Here is a 21,314-nt window from a genome sequence, read left to right on the forward strand (position 1 = left end):
TCCTCCCGGCGGACAAGAAAACTGTCACCCATGCTATCGGTCCATTCTGTTACCTATCTATCCGGTTCGGACACCGGTGTCCTCTCCCCGTATAGTAACGGGGAGAGGGACGCTATCGTCCCTGAATTCGCCAATTGTCAGCGATAAATACACGTCGAGGCTGCGGCCAGCCCATTTCTCCCCATCACTATACGGGGAGAAATGCCCGGCAGGGCAATGAGGGGCGGCGCCTACATCCGGCAAGTAGCAGAATCGACACTGAAGCGACGCATTCAGCCACCAGTGTCGCCATGCCACCAAATCCTTAGAGGGAACCGAGCTTGCCCAGGTCCTTGGCCACCAGATAGTAGAAGGTCACGCGGTTCTTGGTGTTGTCGGCGTGCATCGCCTTGCAGGTCTTCTCGATCGCCGCGTCGGCTTTCGCCCCGTCGCTGACGCCGAGCTTCTTGGCCACCCAGTTCTCCTTGACCCGTGCCAATTCCTTCGGGTCCGTGCAGGACACCAGCGAGGAGTCGCGGTTCCTCAGCGCAATGCCCAGATGCTTGACGATCTTTTCGACCGCATCGGCGTTTGCCGCGCCGTCATATTTCTTCACATCCGCAAGATAGTCGACCATCAAAATTCCCCTCGTCGGCGCCACGGATCCGATCGGTGAGGGCTGTGGCGCGCTTCGCAACTTATGCGCTAGGTCGGTAACTCCTCACCGCTCGCAAAGCTTCGGTTGAGACCGCTCCCAAGTCAACCCTCGGCGTCGCGATTTGACACAGGGACAAAGCGCCATTGCGGCCTTTCATTTCCACGCGACGCACCCTATATTCGCTTCGTCGGCTTGACCGACTATGGCGATAAATGGGCGATGAAATAAGCCGTTCGGACCCGGGGGCGGTACCCGGCGCCTCCACCAAAAGCCGCTGTTTAAGACGGAGCGGTTTTTGCTGGGGGCGAAATAGGATCGACGAAGGTGTAAAGATCGTACTTTTGCCCGGCATTGTACCACCGTTATCGGGCTAAACTTATAGTTGCCAACGACAACTATGCGGAAGCACGTCTCGCTGCTTAATGCAGTGCGATAGCTTCAAATCAAGCCCTAGGGGTTCGCACTTCTAGGCGGGGTTCGGAGGTACCTGGCAACAGAAACCTCCACTTCTCCCCCTTCAATTTGCGTCACGCACAACGGCTGCCACCGTCGAGACTTCGCACGGTCCGTAGGCCGCGAAGCCGCTGCGGCGCGTGCCTCTTTCTCCACCGATGAAAAATGAAAAACGATTCCGACCGATTCTTCGTGCTGACCAGCGGCCCAGGCTCCGGCAAGACCACTCTGATCGAAGCCTTGCGGCAGGCTGGCTTTGCGACATCCGTCGAGGCCGGACGCGGCATCATCCGCGACCAAAACCGCCATTGGCGGAACCGCCCTGCCCTGGAGCGATCGGGCATTGTTCGCCGAACTGATGCTGTCTTGGGAAATGCGCTCGTATCGTGCGGCCAGCGAGTTGGCCGGACCGGTCTTCTTTGATCGCGGCGTGCCGGACACGATCGGCTATCTCAGGCTCTGCGGCTTGCCGGTGCCGGGTCACCTCGCCAGTGCCGCCATGGAGTTCCGCTATGCGCGTCGCGTCTTCATCGCCCCGCCATGGCCGGAGATTTTCGCCCGGGACGAAGAACGCAGGCAAACGCTCGACGAGGCCGAGCGCACTTGCCAATCAGTGGCAGGCGTTTACGCCGAACTCGGCTACGAATTGGTGACCTTGCCGCTCGCGCCAGTCGGGGAGCGCGTGCGCTTCCTCCTCGACGCTGCTGGATTGCCGCTGACATCGCGGACATAAAGAGGCGGACAGATCCGACCTTTCATGCGCGTTGTTGGAACCTGGCGATACCTTATGGATTGAGCCGACATCTTGGAGATCGGACACATGGCGCTCAAGCGGATGGACAATGTGGGAATCGTCGTCGAAGACCTCGGAGCGGCGATCGATTTCTTTCGCGAACTCGGCCTCGAGTTCGAGGGGCGGGCCACGATCGAAGGAGAATGGGCCGGACGTGTCACCGGGCTGGGCGATCAGCATGCCGAGATTGCCATGATGCGCACACCCGACGGCCACAGCCGTCTGGAGCTCTCCCGCTTCCTCACGCCGCCTGTCGTCGCGGATCACCGGAACGCCCCGGTCAACGCCCTGGGCTACCTTCGCGTCATGTTCACCGTGGACGACATCGACGATACGCTTGAGAGGCTCGGCACGCGCGGCGCTGAGCTCGTCGGCGAAGTGGTTCAGTACAAGGACATGTATCGGCTCTGCTACATCCGTGGGCCTGAAGGACTTCTCATCGGCCTCGCCCAGGAACTCAGCTGAGCGCCGTCAGCAGCCAAAGAGTAATCGTGAACCCCGGAGGCAAACGCCGGGTTTGCACCGGTTAAACGACCGCAGCTTGTGTCCGCGATGCCTCCAGCACAAAAAAGGCCGGGATCGGCCCGGCCTTTCCTGGTTCATTGAGGATTTCCTATTCCGCAGGCGCCTCGACCGCTTCCCGCGAACGGCCAAGCGTGGCCTTGGCCAGTGCGAACGATGTCACCGCGCACAGCGTGATGCCGGCGACCATCGGCAGCGGCGTGCCGTCGAAAAACACGCCGGCGACGCCCATGGCGAGTGCGCCGATGGCAAAGTGCAGTGTGCCCATCAGCGCCGACGCCGTGCCGGCGATCTCGCCATGCTCTTCCATGGCCAGCACCGACGTGGTCGGGATCACCAGGCCGAGGAAGCCGTAGCCGACGAACAGCAGGGCCGCCATCACGTCGAGCCGGTCGACACCCGTCGCCATGATGGCGAACAGCACAACCATCGTCGTGGCGTAGCCGGTCACCGCCACCCACACCACGCGCTTCAGCCCGAACCTGTCGGAAAGCAGGCCGGTCAACTGCGACATGCCGATGAAGGCAACCGCGTTGATCGAGAAGAACACGCTGTAGACCGAAGGCGACAGCCCGTAGTGGTCGATCAGGATGAAGGACGAACTCGACAGATAGACGAAGAAGCTCGCAATGCCGAAGCCGGCGATCGCCACCAGGCCAAGGAAATTCCGGTCGCCCATCAGGAAACGGTAGCCGGCAAGCGCGGTGCCGAAGGAGGACCCGACCCGTTCTTCCGCCGGCCGCGTCTCCTTGAGTGAGGTCGCGAGCAGGATGGTGGCAAGCACCGCCGCGCCGGTCACCGTCCAGAACACGGCGCGCCAGCCGAAATTCTCGATGATCTGGCTGCCGGTCAGCGGCGCCAGGATCGGCGACACCGAAAACACCAGCATCAGCAGCGACATCAGCTTGGCCGCCTCATTGCCGGTGTGCAGGTCGCGCACGATGGCGCGCGGAATGGCCATGCCGGCGCTGGCGCCAAGCCCCTGTAGGAAGCGGAAGGCGATCAGCCACTCGATGGTCGGCGCCATTGCCGAACCGATGCCACCGGCCATGAACAGCGCCAGGCCGCCATAGAGCGGCAGCTTGCGGCCGACCATGTCCGAGATCGGCCCGACGACGATCTGGCCGAAGCCCATCGACAGGAAGAAGATCAGAAGGCTCATCTGCACGGCGGCGGTGCCGGCTTGCAGATCGGTGCCGATCGACGGCAGCGCGGGCAGATACATGTCGATGGCGAACGGGCCGATGGCGGACAACAGGCCGAGCACGACCGCGATGCGGAGGAATTTGGGACTCATGATAATGGTTTCTTTCGAATCTGGTTGCCGTCGCCAGGCGACGTCTGACCCCAGGACGTTCCATCCCGTGGAATTCCGACTCCTGGAGCGAATTTATTCGTCCCTCTGGAGCGAAATCCCCTTATGTCGTGTCCACAAATTTAGACAGCCTTGTCTAAATCGTCAATCACCTCTATATAGATTTTCATGAGACCGGGCGTTTCTCCTGACATTTTCCCGCCACGCGGCCATGAGGCCAAGCGTCTGTCGATCATCGACGCCGCCGCCGGTGTGTTCTGCCGCGAGGGCTTCGCCGGCGCCAATATCGACCTGATCGCGATTGAGGCGGGCGTGTCGCGCCAGACCGTCTACAACCACCATGGCGACAAGGAAAAACTGTTCATCGCCGTCGTGCGCGACCTGACCGAGCGCTGCAACGCCGGCATTTTCGCCACCATCGCCACCTTCCCCGATCAGCCCGGCGATCTCGAAGCAGACCTGATCGGTTTTGCCGTGCGCCTGAACCAGAACTGCATCTGCAATCGCGACGGAAAGTTCCTGCGCAAGCTGATCCAGACCGAGGGCGAGCGCTATCCCGAACTCTTTGCCGAATGGCGCGAACAGGGCCCGGGCCGGACATGGCCGGCAATCGCTGCCCGCTTCGCCCGCCTCGCCTATGGCGGCCACCTCACGATCGACGATCCCGACGTCGCGGCACGCCAGTTCCTTGGCCTCGTCAATGCCGAATTGCAGACCACCTTCATGCTTGGCGGCACGCCGCGCGAGGACGAGGTGGTGCAATCGGCAACCAACGGCGTGCGCACCTTCCTGCGCGCCTTCGGCAAGCGCCCTTCCCCGGCCAGCGCGAAAAAGCACACTGCGCTGGCTAACGCATGACATTTGCGGTTGCGGCGAAGCCGCCTTGCCGATCAAATCGTTGGCAATAGTCTTCGCTTCGGTGCGGCGGCGGTCTATATCAGGTTTACGCCGCGCTCAAGCTTGATTACAGCTATGCGGACGATTCAACGGAACCCGACCAACTCATGGCCGACGACCACATCCGCTACGACATTCTGGCCCAGGAGGCGTTGCGCGGCGTCATGCGCAAGGTCCTGGCCGAGGTCGCGCGCACCGGCCTCCCCGGCAACCATCATTTCTTCATCACCTTCCTGACCGGCGCGCCCGGCGTGCGCGTCTCGTCGCGCCTGCGCGAGCGCTATCCCGAGCAGATGACCATCGTCATCCAGTTCCAGTATTGGGACCTGAAGGTGACGGACACTGGATTCGAGGTCGGTCTCTCCTTCTCCGACGTGCCTGAGAAACTTGAGATCCCGTTCTCGGCCGTGCGCGGCTTCTACGATCCCTCGGTCAATTTCGAACTCGAATTCGACGTCAAGACCGATGCGCAGCCCGACGAGGAACCGGCAGCACCGGCGCCCGAGCCGCTGACCATCGTCTCCGAGAAGAAGCCGAAGGCCGAGAAGAAGGCCGCAGCCGAAGCGGAGAAGAAGCCCGCCCCTGCCGAGGCCGGCGCCAAGGGCGCAGAAGTGGTCTCGCTCGACGCCTTCCGCAAGAAATAGGCTTCGCGGTCCGTGGCCGACATCGTCAATCTCCGCCAGGCTCGCAAGCAGAAGGCGCGGGACGACAAGGAACAAGCGGCCAGCCAGAATCGTGCCTTGCACGGCCGCACCAAGGCCGAAAAGCAGCGCGACCGCCTGATCGCCGACAGGAGCGAAAAATTCGTCGCGGGCCATCACCGCGAAAAGCCCGGCGAACCTTGCGACCCCAGCCAATCTGACGATCCCAGCCAACCAGACGGTCAATGAGCGCCGTCGAAAAACGCTCGGTGACCATTCGCGGCCATCGCACCAGCTATTCCCTCGAAAAGCCTTTCTATGACGATCTCGTCGCCATCGCAGCGGCGAGAAAGCTGACGCTCGCCGCCCTCGTTGCCGAAGTCGACGAGATCCGGCCGCGCGACACCAACCTGTCCTCGGCGCTGAGGCTCCATGTCCTGGAATGGGCGAAGCGCGGCGCCGGCAATACTTAAGAAGAAACCGTGCCTTCCTCTTTCTTGCGTCTGGTGCCGAAGCCCAGCAAGGTCGAGCGCTCACGCTCCTCGGCCTGCTTGCGCGAGCGCACGCGCATCAAATCCTTCCAGCCGACATAGCCGACCAGCCTTCCATCCTCACGCGCCACGACCGGCAGATGCGATACATTGGCCGTCAACAGTTTGTCCGACAGGCCTTCCAGATATTCGTCGGGATAGGCCAGCGTCACCTTGCTTCCGGCCAGCAGCTCGCCGAGCGTCGTCGTCCGGTGCTTGCCGGCACGGCGCCAGCGCAGGATCGCCGGCGGATCGATAAGACCGAGCACCTGCCTGTTTTCATCGACCACGGGAAAACTCGGATGCCGGGTTTCCGGCGCGGTCAGGAAGGCGGCCGCGCCATGCAGCGTCATCGTCGTCGGCACGCTCTCGACGTCCGACGTCATCACCTCGCGCACCCTGGTGAGCGCGAATGGGTCGACGCGATATTCGCGAACCAGATGATGTCCCCGTCTGGCGATCTTCTCGGTCAGGATCGAACGCTTCATCAACAGCACGGTAACGGCATGCGCCGCCGCACAAGCCGCGATCAGCGGCACCAGCACATGCGTGTTGCCGGTCAGCTCGACTGCGAAGAAAGTGGCCGTCAGCGGCGCGCGCATCGTGCCGCCCATGGTGGCGGCCATGGCCAGCAGCGCCCAGAAGCCCGGGTCCGCCGCCGGCAGGATCCCGGCAAGCACCGCGCCCATCGCGCCACCCATGATCAGCAGCGGCGCCAGCACGCCGCCCGAGGTTCCCGAACCAAGCGCCACCGACCAGATGATGGCTTTGACCACCAGCAGCAGCAGTGCCGCGGTGGCGATCGTGCGGCCGTCCAGCATGTCGGCGATGTTGTCGTAGCCGACGCCAAGCGCCCGGGGGTCGATCAAGCCACCTATGCCGACCACCAGGCCGCCGAGCATCGGCCACCACATCCAGTGGATCGGCAGCTTCTGGAAGCCGTCCTCGCAAGCATAGACCATCTGCGTCAGCAGTCCCGACAAAAGCCCCGCGCAGATGCCGATCAGCACCCAGCCGCCAAGGCCGAGGAAAGAAATCGCCATGCTGCCCTGGAACGGAAAGATCGGCCCCGGCATGTGCAGCATCGTGCGCTCCACCTCCGCCACGATGGCCGCCACTGCCACGGGAATGAAGCTGCGTGGCGTCCATTCGAACAAAAGCAGCTCCACCGCCAGCATGATGGCCGCGATCGGCGTGCCGAACACGGTGGTCATGCCGGCCGCCGCACCAGCGACCAGCAATGTCTTGCGCTCGTTGTCGCTGACCGGCAGCATCTGCGCGATCAGCGAGCCGATGGCGCCGCCGGTCATGATGATCGGCCCCTCGGCGCCGAACGGCCCGCCGGAGCCGATCGAGATCGCCGACGACAGCGGCTTCAGGATTGCCACCTTGGCGTCCAGTCTGGAACGCCCGAGCAGGATCGCCTCGATGGCCTCGGGAATGCCGTGGCCTCGGATCTTCTCGCTGCCATAGCGCGCCATCAGGCCGATGATCAGTGCGCCGACGACCGGAACGATGACGGCGGCAAGCCCGAGCGGCGTATCCTGCAGCTTCAGATCGGCAAGCGAGAACTGACCGAAATAGGCGATGTTGGTGGCCAGCCGGATCAGCTTCAGAAGCACGATGCCGGCAAACAGCCCGGCGGTCGCCACCACCACCGCTATCGCGGCGACGAGCAGCACTCGGGCATCCGTGGTGAAATCCCTGAGATGGCCGGGATTGGAGTGATGGGTCTTCATGGTGGCTTTGCTTCCTGGCGGCGGCCGTGTCTGGTTCTGCGGCACGGTCGAAGTGGCCAGCCGGATGTCGGTCGGCTATGTATCGTAACACGATATATCTGTTCAAGCCGGTTACTCGAAATTTCGTTTGAGCTTTCACCGGAAAACGAAGACATCTCCGATATGAAGCAGCCGCCCAAGACACCACGCCCCACCATCAGGCAATCCGACTACCAGCGGCTGTCCGAGTTCCGCTACCTGATCCGCTGCTTCCTCGAATTCAGCCAGGTGCAGGCCGAGGACGCCGGCCTGACCCCGCGCCAGCACCAGGCGCTGCTGGCGATCAAGGGATTTTCCGGCGGCGGGCCGGTAACCGTCGGTGACCTGGCGGAACGCCTGCGCATCCGCCACCACAGCGCCGTCGAACTGGTCAACCGTCTCGGAGAGGCGGGACTGGTCGCACGCGACCAGGACAAAGACGACCACCGCCGCGTGCTGCTGCGGCTGACCGAGCGCGCCGACGACTGCCTGGCCGAGCTCTCTGCCGCGCATCTCGACGAGCTCTCGCGCATAGAACCCGTGCTGCGGCGCCTGCTCGATCGGGGCCAAGACTGACGCCCGGCGTCCGTGCGGGCCGATACCGAACAATTTATTCGGAATCCGAATCCTTTGGCCTGGCCGCGGCGTCTTGGACACGCGATAGCCAAAGGAGCCGATGCGATGAAACACCATCTGATACGCTACAAAACGAAGCCGGACTGGGCCGACGAGAACGAGCGCCTGGTCAAGGCTGTGTTCGAGGAACTGCGCGGCAAATCGCCGGAAGGCGTTCGCTACATGACCTGGCGCTCCGGCGACGGCACTTTCGTCCATCTCGTCGAGATCGAAACCGACGAGCATGCCGACATCATCACAGGACTTGCCGCTTTCGAGGCCTTCCAAAATGGCATCAGGGATCGCTGCATCGACCCTCCGCATCGTGACGTGATGACGGTTGTGGGCCATTATCGGATGCTGGATGAGTAGCCTGGATAGAACCACGCCAAGAACGGCCGCAGCATGAACAGTCAAGGCGAAATCCGCGAGCCTTTCGACCGCTTGTTCGGCGAATTGCGTCCCAAGCTGCATCGCTACTGCGCCCGCATGACAGGCTCGGTCGTCGATGGCGAGGACGTCTTGCAGGAGGCCTTGGCCAAGGCATTCGAGGCCTTGCCCGGCGCCGGGCCGATCGCCAATCCCGAAGGCTGGCTGTTTCGCATCGCCCACAATGCGGCGCTCGATTTCCTGCGCCGCCGCGCCCGTGAGAAGACTTTCTCCGACGAGGAGCCGGACATGATCGCCGACCCGGCAAATTCCATCGCCGCCCGGCAGGCCGCGGCAGCCGGATTGCACAGTTTCATGCGCCTTCCCGTCGCGCAACGAAGCAGCGTCATCATGATGGATGTCCTGGGCTATTCGCTGCAGGAGATCAGCACCATGCTCGACACCAGCATCCCCGCGATCAAGGCCGCGCTGCATCGCGGCCGTGGCCGGTTGCGTGAGATCGCCGAGGAACAGGACGATCGTCCTGTTCCTCGGCTGAGTGCATCGGAGCGCCTGTTGCTCGACGCCTATGTCGATCGCTTCAACGCCCGCGATTTCGACGCCGTGCGGGACATGCTGGCCGATGAAGTGCGGCTGGAACTGGTGGCCAGGGCAAGGCTGAACGGCCGTAAGGAGGTGGCCACCTATTTCGGCAATTATTCCCGGGTACAGGACTGGCATTTCCAGCCTGGTTTCGTCGAAGGCCGTCCTGCAATCCTCGTGCGCGATTCCAACGACCCGAAGGCAGCGCCGACATACTTCATCCTGCTGGGTTGGCAGGGCGGCAAGCTTGCCACCATCCGCGACTTCCGCCACGCCAGATACGTCGCTGACGGCGCCGAAACGTTCGAGACGATGCCTCTCGGGTGAGCAGCCGGACAGCGCGGCCCTATTGCAGCGACTTCAACAGGTTGTCGACCGTGAATGGATTGGCTTTCGGCTTGGCCGGAGACGGATTGTCGTTGGCGGGCACGCGCTCGGCCTTGGGCGCCTGTTCCGCCGCCTTGCGCTCGGCTTCGAGCCTGGCTTTTTCCTGGGAGGCAATGCGCATCGCCTCCTCCGCCTTCTGACGCTCCTGCTCTGCCTGCGCCTTGGCCGCCTCGTCCGCCGCCTGCTGTTCCGCCGCAGCCTTGGCATCGGCATCGGCCTTGGCTTTCGCTTCTGCATCCGCCTTGGCTTTCGCTTCCGCGTCGGCCTTCGCCTTGGCATCCGCTTCAGCCTGGGCCTGAGCGTCGGCTTCCGCTTTCGCCTTGGCGTCGGCCTCTGCTTTCAGGCGCGCCGCTTCCTCCTGTTGGCGCAGTTCCTCAGCGGCCTTGTCGCGGGCATCCTGGAGTGCCGCGTAGTAGCGCACCTCGCGCCGCAGCCGCTGTTTCTCCAGCAGCGCGGCCTGCATCGCCTCGACGCGTTGCTGTTCTTTTTCCAGCGCGCGCTGGGTCAGGAACTGCGCCAGCGGCTCGCTGTCGAACTGCCGTTTCACGGCGCCGAACGGGCCCTCCGCGGTGAAATTCACGACCGGCTCGGAGCCGACCAGCGCCGCGTCGCCGGGCCGATAGGTGACCGCGCCCTTGGCCGAAACCGTGCTGGCATTGAGGTCGGCCGTGATGTCGGCCGACAAGGTCGCCGCCGGATTTTCAAGGCTGATCGGCGGCGCCCTGAGCGTGCCGCCGGCAATCGTGAAGGCGACCTCGGCGTCTTTTGCGGCGAAGCTGCCGGCGGCGGCGATGCCAGGCGCGAAGCTGGCCGTCTTGGCGGCGTCGATATCGCGGCCGATCGCATCCGCCTTGGCGAGGAACGCGGCGAACGCGTCAGGATTGACGCCGGCGATCTGCAAGCCCTTCAGCGTCGCCGTGCCGGATCCCGACAGAGCGGCAATCATCGCATCGACCGACTTGCCGCTGGTCGACAGCGTCGTCGAGAAATCGCCGCTGCCGCCGATGCCCGCGTTCGGCAACACATCAGCCAGATCGGCACCCGCCAGTTTCATCTGTCCGGTGAGAAGCCCGGTGCCGTCATTGTTCTTCAATTCGAACAGGCCAGAGAGCGCCCCGCCGAGGAACTTGGCTTTGAGATCGGCGACCCGAATGCCTTCCGGGTCGAGCTTGAGCGAGAAGGCCGCATCATAAGCGGTGGCCAACGGGCCGGCGGCCAGCGAAGCCGTGGTCAGGTCGAGATCGGCGGTGAACGGCAGGCTGGACTTCTGGCTGAACGGCGCCGACGGCCACGCACCTGCCTTCTCACTCTTGTCGGCCTCATTCTTGTCCATGAGAAAAGCGGAATCGCCAAACAGCGCCACCGCCATCGGATCGAGGTCGAGTTCGTCGAGCGCCAGTGCGCCGGCCAGATGCGGCACGCCGTCCTTGCCGTCGACCCCTTGCTTGACATCGAGGTTGACGTCGCCCGACACAGCCGCCTCGTTGATGGCGCCGCTGAGCCCGGAGAGCACCAGCAGGCCGTTGCCGTAATCGGCCTGCGCGGCCAGCGATGTCGACATGCCGGCGCCCATGCCGGGCAGGCCGATTCCCGTCGTCATTAGCCACGGCTCGATGTCGGACGCGTCGAGATTGACCTTGCCCTTGGCCGTCGGACCTTGCGGCGTGTCTGCGACCGTTCCCTCGAAGCCGGCCTTGAAGTCGTTGCCGGCAAGGCTGAAGGTCGTCGCCAGGCCGCCGCCAAACGTGCCCTTGGCCTGGATATCGGTGCTTGCTTCGCCCAGCATGCCGAGCGGCAGCGCCGGCAGGCCGTAGAGCGCCAGCAAGGCGGTCGCGTCCGGGTTCCTGGCATTGAAAGTCAGTGTCACCGGCGCGTCGGCGAGCTTGTCCACCGCGCCCTTCCCCGACAGCGACGCCGAAAACGCCGAGCCGCCGGCCTTGCCTTGGCCGCTCACCGCCAGGCCCGTGGTGGCGTCGCCATTGTCGGCGGCACTGGCCACGAGGTCGATGCGCGCATCCTGGAACAGGTCGGGATAAGCGGCGGCGCGGCCCGCAAGCCCCTTCAGCACGGCATTGTCAGGATAATGCTGCGCGGCGACATCGATCAGGGGTTTAAGGTCGACCGCGACCACCGAGGCGTCGAGCTTACCGGTCGGGCTCGCCGGGAAATCCTTGATCCGGCCGGTGGCGCTGATCGAGGCGCCGGCCAGTCCGCCGACCGACAGCCGGTCGATTTCGAGCAGACCGTTGCGCAGCCTGAGAGCGGTATCGACCGTGTCGGCGGTCAAGCCACCGGCACTGACCGGGCCGGCCTTGATCTGGAAATCGACGTCGCTGTTGGCAAAACGGTTGGCGCCCTTGTCGCTGACGAAGATCGAGGCGAAGGCCGTCAGCCCGTCGACATCGAGGTCACCGCCCTCGAGCCGCATCAGCACCGAGGGCTTTGCGTCGTCAGGCTGGCTGGAATCGATGCGGCCGGAAAACTTCGCCTTCCCCAGGATCAATTCGAGGTCGCTGAAGGATTGATGGTTTTCCGAGAGATCGACCTTGGCCTTGAAGCCTGCGGCAGGCAGACGGCGGATCGCCTCGTCGACATCCTTCGACAGCCACGCCGCAAAACCCGAAGGTTGCGCCACGGCCAGCAGCAACGAGCCGGTGAAGCCGAAACGGCCCTGCACGTTGAGCATGACCTTGCCATCGGCTTCCAGTTTGGTGCGACCTGGCAAGGTCGCGGCCAGCGATTTCACCGACCAGCCGTCACCGACCGGCTCGGCGGAAAGATGAACGTCGCGCACCGTCGTGTCGCCGGCCACCACCGCTGGCAGCTTGACCTCGACCGTGCCGGGAATGGTCGGCTTCGGCAGATCGAGCAGCGCCTGTTCGAGCCCGGCGATACGCTGGTCCAGCGTCAGGCCGGCGCCGGCCGGCGCACCCACCGCCTCGTCGAATTGCACCTGTGCGCCGTTAGCCTCGATCGCGAAGCTCGGCTTCTGACCGAGATCGACCGAAGCCTTGCCGTCGGCGGTGTAGGGATTGTCGAGTGGTCCGGTCTCGAAACGGAATTCATCGACGCCAAGCTTCTGGTGGTCGAGCGAGAACTTGCCGTTCAGCCGGAAGCCCGGATCGGGCTTGCCGGCGCTGACCTTGACCGTCTCGCCATCCGTGCCGCGCAACTCGGCTGAATTCTTGTCGGCACTATTCTTGTCGGCACCCGAAATCTTGAACTGGCCGGAATAGACGGCGGCGCCGTTGACGATGCCGGCATTGCCGTCGGTCTCGATGACCAGTGGATAGGCATCGGGGTCCGCCTTCACCCGCAACCGCATCTGCCCGGAGGGTTCGGCCTTGCCGGTCGACGCCGCGACCGTCGTCCGCAACCCGTCCAGCCGCAACGTGCCGTCCATGCGCCACGGACCGGCCAGCGACTTGGCCGAAATGGTCGAGTTGATCTCGGAAAAGATGTGGCTACGGCCGCCGGCGGCATGGCGCAATTCGACTTGCCCTTCCGTCACCGTCAGCTTTTCGATCGAGATCTGGCTGGGGTCGAAGGGCGAGGATGGGCGCATCGCCCAGTCGACGGTACCATTGGCGGCGATGTCTATGGTCGCCTTCGGCCGCACCAGCCGCATGTCGAAGATCAGCACTTCGCCGCGCAGGAAGGGCGCCAGTTCGGCGTCCATCGAAAACGTCTCGACGGTCATGGCCGGCTGGCCGTCAGGGCCACCAGCAACGGCGACGTTTGAAAAGGTCACCGAGGGAAACGGCAACAGCCTTGCCGTGGCGTCGCCCTGCACGGTCACCTTGCGGCCAAGGATGGCGCTTGCCTCGCGCTCGAACTCGGCGCGGTAGCCGGTCCAGTCGACGAAATACGGCACCACCAGCGCCGCAAGCAGCACCAGCACGAACAGGCCACCGAAGATCACGAACAGGCGTGCGAGCATCAGCTCCGAACAGGTTGATTGAATTCTTGCCGCACTCTACCCGCATCCGCGTGTCGATAAAGAGGCAATTCATCCGGTGTTGCCTGATGTCGGACGATCTGAAACAAATCCTGGAAAAAGTGGAGATTCTCGGACGTCGGGCAAGAACTGGGATCGCGTGCCGATCGATGCGCAGAGTGTCGATGCCCCGCTATCGCAGTCGGCGATTTTCCTTGTCGTCACCGTCGCCGGCGAACAGCCGGCCCTGGCCAGGGTGTGTTCCGTGCTCGGCGAGCTCGACGATCTGGTCAAGACTGTCGGATTCCGCGACCTTGGCGGCCGCCTGTCGTGCATCGCCGGTATCGGCAGCGATCTCTGGGACCGGCTCAGCCCCGGCCGTCGGCCGCTGGAGCTGAAGCCGTTCGCGCCGATCAAGGGAGCGGTCCATTCGGCGCCAACGACACCGGGCGACCTGCTCTTCCACATCCGCGCCGAGCGGCCCGACATGTGCTTCGAATTCGAACGTATCCTGCTCGACAGGCTTGGTCCCGGCGTGACCGTCGTCGACGAAGTGACGGGCTTTCGCTATTTCGATGCCCGCGACCTGCTCGGTTTTGTCGACGGCACAGCCAACCCGGCCGGCCTCGATTTGCCCGCCTCGGCGCGGGTCGGTGACGAGGATCCCGACTTTGCCGGCGGCAGCTATGTCGTGGTCCAGAAATACCTGCATGATCTCAAGGCCTGGGCGCGCATTCCGACGCCCGAGCAGGAGGCGATCATCGGCCGCACCAAGATCGACAACATCGAAATCGACGATGACGACGCGCCCCGCAAATCGCACAAGTCACTGGCAACCATCGAGGATGCCGACGGCAACGAATACGATATATTGCGCGACAACATGCCGTTCGGCAGGCCAGGGCAGAACGAGTTCGGCACCTACTTCATCGGCTACAGCAGATATCTCTGGGTCACCGAAAAGATGCTGCAGCGCATGTATGTGGGCGATCCGCCGGGCGCCTACGACCGGCTGCTCGATGTCTCGACGCCGCACACCGGCACGACCTTCTTCGCCCCGACCCGCCCCATGCTGCAGACGCTTGTGCAGGCGAAGTAAGAGACGCTTGTCACTGCACGGTAGAGCAGCGGCTGGCGGCCTCTATCCGCTGCCCCAACCGCGCGGCCCTCAACGTGCGTCGCGTTTCGCCTGCGCCACTTTGGCCGCCTTGCGCTGGCGGCCGAGTTCGGCCGGCCGAACAAGACTTGGAACCTTCTGGTTGGCCACGGCCCGCATGCCCTTGTGGGCGGTGCGCGAATTGTGCGTGGGGCCGTCCGGAGCTTTCTGCTTCAAGGCCAGCGCCTTGCGCGCATTGTCGATCAGCGAAATGCGGGCCGCCAGTTGTCGGCGCCGTTCGGCCTCGCCGTTCAGCCGCCGCATCGCCATCGCCAGCACCGCGAGCTTCACTTGTGAACCGCCGTCGGCCTTTGACGGCGTAGCGCCCTTTGCCGCGCCCTTGCCGCGTATTTCGCGCCGCCTGCGATGTGCTTCGGTCTGCGCCTTGTCGCGCCGCTCCCGCAACAGCTTGACCAGGCCGGAGAGGTCGGAGTCGGAAAGCTCCTGCACCGCCGGATGGTGCGATTTCTCCACCATCTCGTGTTCGTCGGCGCTCAGCGCGCGCGCTTCTTCCTTGCGTGAAATGGCCATGACAGTCCTCCTCAGCCGGCACGCCTGTCTTTCCAAGCCTGCCACTTGAGGAGCCTCGACCCGAATGGTGGCGCGGTCAAGACGCGCTTTTCACGGTGCCCTTAGCCCGCGACAGGCAGGATCTTGCCCGGATTCATGATGTTTTGCGGATCGAGCGCCTGTTTGATGGTGCGCATGATGTCGACGCCGTGGCCGAGTTCATGGCGCAGGAAGCCGATCTTGCCCTGGCCGATGCCGTGCTCGCCGGTGCAGGTGCCCTCCATGGCGATCGCGCGCATGTTGAGCCGCGCGACGAATTTTTCCGACAGCGCGATCTCCTGGGGATCGTTGACATCCATCAGCACCAGCACGTGGAAATTGCCGTCGCCGGCATGGCCGACGATCGGCGCGATCAGCCCCATTTCGGCGATATCGGCCTCGGTTTCGGTGACGCATTCGGCAAAGCGCGAGATCGGCACGCAGACATCGGTCGACAGGCCCTTGGCGCCCGGCCGCAAGGTCAGCGACGCCCAGTAGGCGTCGTGCCTGGCCTTCCACAGTTTGGTCCGCTCCTCGGCGACGCTGGTCCACAGAAACGGCCCGCCACCATTTTCTTCCGCGATCATGCCGAAAGTCTCGGCCTGCTCGGCAACGCCCGCGTCGCTGCCATGGAACTCGACGAACAGGCACGGGCTCTCGGGATAGTCGAGCTTGGAATAGGTCTTCATCGCCCGCATCTGCAGCGCATTGACGAGTTCGATACGCGCCACCGGAATGCCCATCTGGATCGTCGCGATGACCGCATCGCAGGCCGCCTCGACGCTCGGGAACGGGCAGACGCCGCCCGAGATCGCCTGCGGAATGCCTTGCAGCTTCAGGGTCAGCGCGGTGATGATGCCGAGTGTGCCCTCGGAGCCCACGAGCAGCCGTGTCAGGTCGTAGCCAGCGGAACTCTTCTTCGCCCGTTTGCCTGTCGTAACCGTCTCGCCGTCGGCCATGACGGCCGTCAGCGACAGCACGTTCTCGCGCATCGTCCCGTAGCGCACAGCATTGGTGCCGGACGCCCGCGTCGCCGCCATGCCGCCGAGCGAGGCATTGGCGCCGGGATCGATCGGAAAGAACAGGCCGGTGTCGCGCAGATGCCGGTTCAGGTCCTCGCGCGTCACGCCGGGTTCGACGGTGCAGTCGAGATCCTGCGGGTTGACCGAAAGAATGCGGTTCATCCGCGACGTATCGACCGAGATGCCGCCGCCCGGCGCATTGGTGTGGCCCTCGAGCGAGGAGCCGACGCCGAACGCGATCACCGGTACGCGGTGCGCCGCGCAGGCACGCACGATCTCCTGCACCTCGGCCGTCGTCTCCGGAAAGGCAACGCCGTCGGGCGCCTGCGTCGGGATGTAAGTCGTCGTGTGCGCGTGCTGCGAGCGGATAGCCTGGCCGATCTGGAAGCGCTCGCCCAGCCGCTGCTTGAGGATGCCGAGCACCGCCGCGATGCCTTCCTCGTTGCGTTCGACCGGATTGAGGTCGCTCAGAGCCATGAATTCCTCCGCGAATGGACCAGCATGCATGCTTGTTATGCGATTATGGATGCGTAGTCTCCACAACCACGCTCTGTCCAGCACCAGAACAAGGAAGTTTCGATGTCCATCCTCGCCCCCTTCGTCTCCAGGCCCATGGACATCGAGAAGGACTGGATCGACTATAACGGCCATCTCAACATGGCCTATTACAACGTGCTGTTCGACCGCTGCTCTGACGAGGCCTTCGAGGCGATGGGCATGGGGCTGGACTATGTGAAAGAGCGGCGGCTCACCATTTACACCGCCGAAGTCCATGTCTGCTACGTGCAGGAGCTGCATCTTGACCACAAGGTCACGGTCTCCTTCCAGCTCATCGATCATGACGAGAAGCGGCTGCGGGCCTATCAGGAAATCCGCAATGTCGATGGTTGGCTCGCCGCCACTTCGGAGACCCTGTCCTTGCATGTCGACATGTCGGGGCCGAAGGTGGCGCCCTTCCCGCCCGATGTGCTGGCCAGGATCGAAGCCATGCGCGCCGCCCATTCGGCGCTTCCAATGCCCGAACGCGCCGGCCGCTCGATCGGAATCAAGCGCAAACAGGGCTGAGCCGGCATCCATCTCGCCCCCATCAGCGCGGAGACCGGGCTGGCTTCAAAGCCACACCCGAACCTCAAAATCGCAGAACCTCGGATATCCGCCGGCACCGGCGCTTGAAGCGGGTTCGCGCCGGCATTAACCTTACCGAGGTTTTAACGGGAACAAGCCATTTGAGCCGTTGAACGACTCAGCGGAGCGGTTGAAAACGTCCGCACAGGGGTTGTTTTACGGGCGGCGAGGCGAAGCCGGTTCGAGGAACGTGCATGAAAACCGACATCAAGATCGAGGTGGACAGGCTGGCGGCCGATCCGCGCATATCAGACTATGATTTCTGGCGTTCGCTCAAGAATGTCGACAACGAGATCTTTCACATCGCCAACAACAACGAACCGATTCCGTTCGACATGATCCGCTGGCGCAGCATCCTGAAGCGCGCCCGCCTGAAGCGCGGTCATGCGTGAGGCGAGCGATTTCGATCGCCGCCTGGCGCCGACATTTTTCTCGTAGATTGGCGCCGCCCCTCACGAGGGGCAGGCGCGACGTTTCAAGCAACATCTCACGGATCAAACCTGCCGCTTGATCGCCGCCAGCGGCGAGCGCGCGATCACCGGCGAAGACTGGACGATCGCGGTATTGGTCATCGCATGGGGGATGATGCGGTCGATCACCCGTTCGAGTTCGGCGACCGAGCCGACATGCGCCAACGCTATGAAACAGTCCTCGCCGGTCACCCGGTCGCATTGCGCGATTTCCGGCAGGTCGCGGATGATCTCGGCGACAACAGCCAATTGCCCCGGCACCGGCCGGATGCGCAGCCATGCCGATAGTTTCAGGCCAAGCGCCGCGGGATTGATCTTGACGCAATAGGCTTCGATCACGCCGTTCTCCTGCAGCCGCTTGATGCGCTCGGCCACACTCGGCGCCGACAGGCCGACCGAGCGCGCAAGCTCCGCCGTGCTGATGCGCGCGTCCTCTTCCAGCAGGCGCAATATCTTCATGTCGGCCGCATCAAGATTGGCATTTTCGGTTCGAAGGCGTTTCACGGAAACCTCCTTGCTTCCGGAACAGAAGTGGCCTGATATGCCACTCATCATCCATATGAACCGGAGAGATCGGCTGCGATACTGATCCAATGGATGACCAGACGCAAGTCCCACCTGCCGGTCCCGGCGCCACCAGGCCTGCCCTTGTCGGCCTCGACAGCCTGGCGACCAGGCTGCCGCCGCATCTTTGGTTCGCGGTCAGCGCGGTCTTCCACTATCTCGGGCCGGCCTTCGCCGTGCTGCTTTTCCCACATGTCGGCGTGCTCGGCATGGCGTGGCTGCGCATTGCCACCGCGGCGCTGATCTTCGCGCCGCTGACCCGCCCTTGGCGAATCTTCGCAAGAGCCGACTCCCGGACGCGGCTCCTGCTCATTGCCTTCGGCGCTTGCCTGGCGGTGATGAACTGCTCGTTCTACCTGGCGCTCGACCGCCTGCCGATCTCGCTGGTGGCGGCGATCGAATTCGTCGGCACCATCGGTATTGCGCTGGTCGGCCTCAGGACCGCCCGCAATCTGGCCGCTCTTGCCATCGCCGTCACCGGCACCTTGCTGTTGATTGACGTCAAATGGTCAAGCGACCCGGTCGGGCTGTTCTGGGCCTTCCTCAACGGCTTGCTCTTTGTCGGTTACATCGTGCTTGGCCACCGCGTCGCCCGCGCGGGCGCCGGCGACGGCATCGCCGGCCTGGGTGCAGCCATGGCGGTCGCCTTCGTCGTCGTGCTCCCGATCGGCTTCAGCGACGCGTTGCCCGCCTTTTTCTCGTCGCCACTGCTCATCGCGGCCATCGGCGTCGGCATCTGTTCTTCGGTCATACCGTATGTCTGCGATCAACTCGCCATGTCTCGGTTGCCGAGCTCGAGTTTCGCAATGATGCTGTCGCTGCTACCGGTCACCGCGACGCTGATCGGCGTGGTCGTGCTGCGCCAGATTCCAAGCCTCGGCGATTGCCTCGGCGTCGCGCTGGTCGTGGCTGGTGTTGCCTTCCACAAACCGGTGGCCGATCGCGCCTAGGCCAGCTTCTGCTTGAGGAAGGCGATCGTCCTGCCCCAGGCGAGATCGGCCGCCTTCTTGTCGTAGCGCGCCGCCGAGGTGTCGTTGTTGAAGGCATGGTTGGCGCCCTCATAGACATAGACCGTGTATTCGACATGCGCGGCGTCGAGTTCCTTCTTGAAGGCGTCGATGCCGGCGTTGGTGCGCTCGTCGAGGCCCGCATAATGCAGCAGCAGCGCAGCCTTGATCTTCGAGACGTCGGCGGCCTTCGGCTGCATGCCGTAATAGGCGACGCTGGCTGCGAGGTCGGGCGCGTTGACGGCCAGCATGTTGGCCGTGCCGCCGCCCCAGCAGAATCCGATGGCGCCGACCTTGCCGTTGCCGTCCTTGTCGGCCTTGAGGAACGCGACCGTCGCCACGCCGTTGGCCACGGTCTGCGCCGGGTCGAGCTTCCCGAACATGTCGCGCGCCTTGTCTTCATCGGTAGGCGTGCCGCCGAGCGGCGACAGGAAATCGGGCGCGAGCGCCACGAAGCCCTCCAGCGCCACGCGCCGGGCGACGTCGCGGATATGCGGGTTGAGCCCCCTGTTTTCATGGATGACGATGACGGTGCCGAGTTTGCCGGTCTGCTTCGCCGGTTTGACCAGATACCCCTTCATCTCGCCGCCGCTGCCGGGATAGGTGATGTCCTCGCCTTTCACGCGGGGATCGTTTTCGGCGACGATCGCCGCCTGGGCGGAGTTCGCCGCCAGCATCGGCGCGATCGCGGCCGCCGCCGCGCTTGATCCGGCAAGCCTGGTCAATTGCCCCATGAAGCGGCGGCGGTCCAGGGTCAGATGCGTGTATTCATCATAGGCGTCGATCATCGCCTGGGTGATGACAGGCTGGGCGGGTGTCGCGACGGCTGATCTCGTCATGGTACATTTCCTCGGCTTCGAATTTCGATATCCGAGCTAGATAGGGAGACGGCCGGGCGGGTCCAGCCCGGATGAGCGCTGCGGCGGGCATTGCCTGCAAGCCCGTGAAGCCGGCCATGCGCGCGTCCGTGTCATCACATTTTAGTCATCGGCGAGAAATCCTGCTGGCGCCGCCACGATAGTGAGGAAAACTGCCGGCGATCGATGGCGCGGTACCCGGCCTTCACGTCCCGGTCACATGTCCCGGTCACAAGGAGCGATGCCGATGACCATGCCTCCCCCGATCCTCGCCGGTGCATTCGTCCTTGCCGCCGCGGCTGCCCTGGCGCTACGCTCCATGGTCGTGCAGGCAGGCAGGCGGTCGATGGTCAGGGTCCGCAACCACCGCACGAACCAGAAAATCCAAGGCTGAGGTGAGACCATGAACGTCCAGGATATCGTCAACACCGTCTCGCAGAAAGCGGGCCTCGACCAGGCAACGACTGAGAAAGTCGTCGGCACCATCTTCTCTGTGCTGGAGCATGAAGCCGAAGGCACCAGCGCATCTTCGTTTTTCGCCAAGATCCCCGGCGCCGACGACCTCGCGCACCAATATGACGTCATGGCCGCCCCGGCCGGCGGCGGCGGCTTCCTGTCCTCGCTGCAGGGCGCGCTTGGCGGCGTGCTCGGCGAAAAGGCGGGTGCGCTGGTCAACGGCCTCGCCGCGCTCAAGGCCTCCGGCCTCGACATGGCGCAGATCCAGAAGGCCGGCGAGACGCTGGTCCAGCAGGCCGAGGCCGCCGCCGGCCCCGATTTGACCAACCAGGTGCTCGGCTCGGTGCCCAGCCTGAAGAGCCATCTGGGGCTCGGCTAGAGCAATTCCAGGAAAAGTGCGTAGCGGTTTTCCGTCCGGAATTGCGTAAAAACAAAGAGTTAGAGCGGTTCGGCGATTCTATCAAGCGCTGAACCGCTCTAGAGGGGCACGGCCAACCGGCAGTCGCTGGCGGGAGGGCGTGCCGCATTGCGACGCTTTACTGACCATGGTTAGCGCCGCCCCTCATCCGGCTGCCGCTGTCCAGCGGATAGATGGGTAACAGAATGAACCGGATACATAGGTAACAGTTTTCTCCCCCTAAGATGCGGTTGC

Annotated in this window: 22 protein-coding genes, 1 other RNA gene and 1 pseudogene; 16 read left to right on the top strand and 8 right to left on the bottom strand. The window is 63.8% G+C overall.

Going from position 1 to position 21,314, the window contains the following annotated elements; all coding sequences use genetic code 11:
- Positions 1 to 304: 304 nt before the first annotated feature.
- A complete protein-coding gene (locus tag LB543_RS31920) occupies positions 305 to 616 on the bottom strand; it encodes a DUF2853 family protein (RefSeq protein ID WP_224617133.1) in 312 nt (103 codons plus the stop codon).
- Positions 617 to 784: 168 nt separating this feature from the next.
- On the opposite strand from LB543_RS31920, the gene ssrA reads away from it, so the two are divergent.
- From ssrA to LB543_RS31935, 3 genes and pseudogenes are all read left to right on the top strand, one after another.
- Positions 785 to 1,145, top strand: a transfer-messenger RNA (tmRNA) gene (ssrA, locus tag LB543_RS31925).
- A gap of 110 nt (positions 1,146 to 1,255) precedes the next feature.
- Positions 1,256 to 1,823, top strand: a pseudogene (locus tag LB543_RS31930) (AAA family ATPase).
- 87 nt (positions 1,824 to 1,910) lie between these two features.
- Entirely contained in the window at positions 1,911 to 2,348 is a 438-nt protein-coding gene (locus LB543_RS31935) for a VOC family protein (protein WP_224617135.1), read from the top strand.
- 148 nt (positions 2,349 to 2,496) lie between these two features.
- On the opposite strand, the gene LB543_RS31940 is transcribed toward LB543_RS31935, so the two are convergent.
- Positions 2,497 to 3,702, bottom strand: coding sequence for a multidrug effflux MFS transporter (locus LB543_RS31940; RefSeq protein ID WP_224617137.1), 1,206 nt, complete (start codon positions 3,700 to 3,702; stop codon positions 2,497 to 2,499).
- 186 nt (positions 3,703 to 3,888) lie between these two features.
- Here LB543_RS31940 and LB543_RS31945 point away from each other — a divergent pair, with 186 nt between their 5' ends.
- From LB543_RS31945 to LB543_RS31960, 4 genes are all read left to right on the top strand, one after another.
- A complete protein-coding gene (locus tag LB543_RS31945) occupies positions 3,889 to 4,578 on the top strand; it encodes a TetR/AcrR family transcriptional regulator (RefSeq protein ID WP_140758113.1) in 690 nt (229 codons plus the stop codon).
- Positions 4,579 to 4,724: 146 nt separating this feature from the next.
- Entirely contained in the window at positions 4,725 to 5,261 is a 537-nt protein-coding gene (locus tag LB543_RS31950; protein WP_224617139.1) for an SspB family protein, read from the top strand.
- 12 nt (positions 5,262 to 5,273) lie between these two features.
- Positions 5,274 to 5,507 (top strand): DUF4169 family protein, encoded by a 234-nt coding sequence (locus LB543_RS31955; protein ID WP_140758115.1) that lies wholly within the window; start codon positions 5,274 to 5,276, stop codon positions 5,505 to 5,507.
- Positions 5,504 to 5,731, top strand: coding sequence for a ribbon-helix-helix domain-containing protein (locus tag LB543_RS31960; RefSeq protein ID WP_140758116.1), 228 nt, complete (start codon positions 5,504 to 5,506; stop codon positions 5,729 to 5,731). The genes LB543_RS31955 and LB543_RS31960 overlap by 4 nt, the downstream gene beginning before the upstream one ends.
- On the opposite strand, the gene LB543_RS31965 is transcribed toward LB543_RS31960, so the two are convergent.
- Positions 5,728 to 7,527, bottom strand: coding sequence for a chloride channel protein (locus tag LB543_RS31965; RefSeq protein WP_224617141.1), 1,800 nt, complete (start codon positions 7,525 to 7,527; stop codon positions 5,728 to 5,730). The genes LB543_RS31960 and LB543_RS31965 overlap by 4 nt on opposite strands.
- Positions 7,528 to 7,689: 162 nt before the next feature.
- On the opposite strand from LB543_RS31965, the gene LB543_RS31970 reads away from it, so the two are divergent.
- The 3 genes from LB543_RS31970 (at position 7,690) to LB543_RS31980 (ending at position 9,459) form a co-directional block, all read left to right on the top strand.
- Positions 7,690 to 8,121, top strand: a complete 432-nt coding sequence (locus tag LB543_RS31970) for a MarR family winged helix-turn-helix transcriptional regulator (RefSeq protein ID WP_224617143.1) — start codon at positions 7,690 to 7,692, stop codon at positions 8,119 to 8,121.
- A 105-nt stretch (positions 8,122 to 8,226) separates the two neighbouring features.
- The gene (locus tag LB543_RS31975; protein WP_224617145.1) at positions 8,227 to 8,532 is read left to right on the top strand and encodes a hypothetical protein; all 306 of its coding nucleotides are present in this window, start codon (positions 8,227 to 8,229) and stop codon (positions 8,530 to 8,532) included.
- Positions 8,533 to 8,565: 33 nt separating this feature from the next.
- Positions 8,566 to 9,459 carry a sigma-70 family RNA polymerase sigma factor gene (locus LB543_RS31980; RefSeq protein WP_224617147.1) on the top strand — a complete coding sequence of 298 codons (894 nt, stop codon included), beginning with the start codon at positions 8,566 to 8,568 and terminating at the stop codon, positions 9,457 to 9,459.
- A 19-nt stretch (positions 9,460 to 9,478) separates the two neighbouring features.
- Here LB543_RS31980 and LB543_RS31985 read toward each other — a convergent pair whose 3' ends face one another.
- Positions 9,479 to 13,459, bottom strand: a complete 3,981-nt coding sequence (locus LB543_RS31985; RefSeq protein WP_224617149.1) for an AsmA family protein — start codon at positions 13,457 to 13,459, stop codon at positions 9,479 to 9,481.
- A gap of 157 nt (positions 13,460 to 13,616) precedes the next feature.
- Between LB543_RS31985 and LB543_RS31990 the strand changes: the two genes are divergently transcribed.
- Complete coding sequence (locus LB543_RS31990; protein WP_224617151.1) at positions 13,617 to 14,555, top strand: Dyp-type peroxidase; 939 nt, start codon at positions 13,617 to 13,619, stop codon at positions 14,553 to 14,555.
- A gap of 69 nt (positions 14,556 to 14,624) precedes the next feature.
- Here LB543_RS31990 and LB543_RS31995 read toward each other — a convergent pair whose 3' ends face one another.
- Both LB543_RS31995 and LB543_RS32000 read right to left on the bottom strand, forming a co-directional pair.
- Positions 14,625 to 15,143: a hypothetical protein gene (locus LB543_RS31995; protein ID WP_224592258.1), complete on the bottom strand. Its 519-nt coding sequence runs from the start codon at positions 15,141 to 15,143 to the stop codon at positions 14,625 to 14,627.
- Between the two features lie 101 nt (positions 15,144 to 15,244).
- Positions 15,245 to 16,660: an FAD-binding oxidoreductase gene (locus LB543_RS32000; protein ID WP_224617153.1), complete on the bottom strand. Its 1,416-nt coding sequence runs from the start codon at positions 16,658 to 16,660 to the stop codon at positions 15,245 to 15,247.
- Between the two features lie 102 nt (positions 16,661 to 16,762).
- On the opposite strand from LB543_RS32000, the gene LB543_RS32005 reads away from it, so the two are divergent.
- Both LB543_RS32005 and LB543_RS32010 read left to right on the top strand, forming a co-directional pair.
- The gene (locus tag LB543_RS32005; protein WP_224617155.1) at positions 16,763 to 17,248 is read left to right on the top strand and encodes a thioesterase family protein; all 486 of its coding nucleotides are present in this window, start codon (positions 16,763 to 16,765) and stop codon (positions 17,246 to 17,248) included.
- Positions 17,249 to 17,502: 254 nt separating this feature from the next.
- Positions 17,503 to 17,700, top strand: coding sequence for a hypothetical protein (locus LB543_RS32010; RefSeq protein ID WP_140758125.1), 198 nt, complete (start codon positions 17,503 to 17,505; stop codon positions 17,698 to 17,700).
- Positions 17,701 to 17,802: 102 nt separating this feature from the next.
- On the opposite strand, the gene LB543_RS32015 is transcribed toward LB543_RS32010, so the two are convergent.
- Positions 17,803 to 18,282, bottom strand: a complete 480-nt coding sequence (locus tag LB543_RS32015) for an Lrp/AsnC family transcriptional regulator (RefSeq protein ID WP_224617157.1) — start codon at positions 18,280 to 18,282, stop codon at positions 17,803 to 17,805.
- Positions 18,283 to 18,371: 89 nt separating this feature from the next.
- Between LB543_RS32015 and LB543_RS32020 the strand changes: the two genes are divergently transcribed.
- Complete coding sequence (locus tag LB543_RS32020; protein ID WP_224617159.1) at positions 18,372 to 19,292, top strand: EamA family transporter; 921 nt, start codon at positions 18,372 to 18,374, stop codon at positions 19,290 to 19,292.
- On the opposite strand, the gene LB543_RS32025 is transcribed toward LB543_RS32020, so the two are convergent.
- Positions 19,289 to 20,188 (bottom strand): dienelactone hydrolase family protein, encoded by a 900-nt coding sequence (locus LB543_RS32025; RefSeq protein ID WP_224617161.1) that lies wholly within the window; start codon positions 20,186 to 20,188, stop codon positions 19,289 to 19,291. The genes LB543_RS32020 and LB543_RS32025 overlap by 4 nt on opposite strands.
- A gap of 265 nt (positions 20,189 to 20,453) precedes the next feature.
- Here LB543_RS32025 and LB543_RS32030 point away from each other — a divergent pair, with 265 nt between their 5' ends.
- Together LB543_RS32030 and LB543_RS32035 are read left to right on the top strand one after the other, a co-directional pair.
- A complete protein-coding gene (locus LB543_RS32030; protein ID WP_224617163.1) occupies positions 20,454 to 20,600 on the top strand; it encodes a hypothetical protein in 147 nt (48 codons plus the stop codon).
- Positions 20,601 to 20,609: 9 nt separating this feature from the next.
- A complete protein-coding gene (locus tag LB543_RS32035; RefSeq protein ID WP_224617164.1) occupies positions 20,610 to 21,041 on the top strand; it encodes a hypothetical protein in 432 nt (143 codons plus the stop codon).
- Positions 21,042 to 21,314: the final 273 nt, after the last annotated feature.

It is taken from the genome of Mesorhizobium sp. ESP7-2, from assembly GCF_020164715.1.
Classification (GTDB): domain Bacteria; phylum Pseudomonadota; class Alphaproteobacteria; order Rhizobiales; family Rhizobiaceae; genus Mesorhizobium.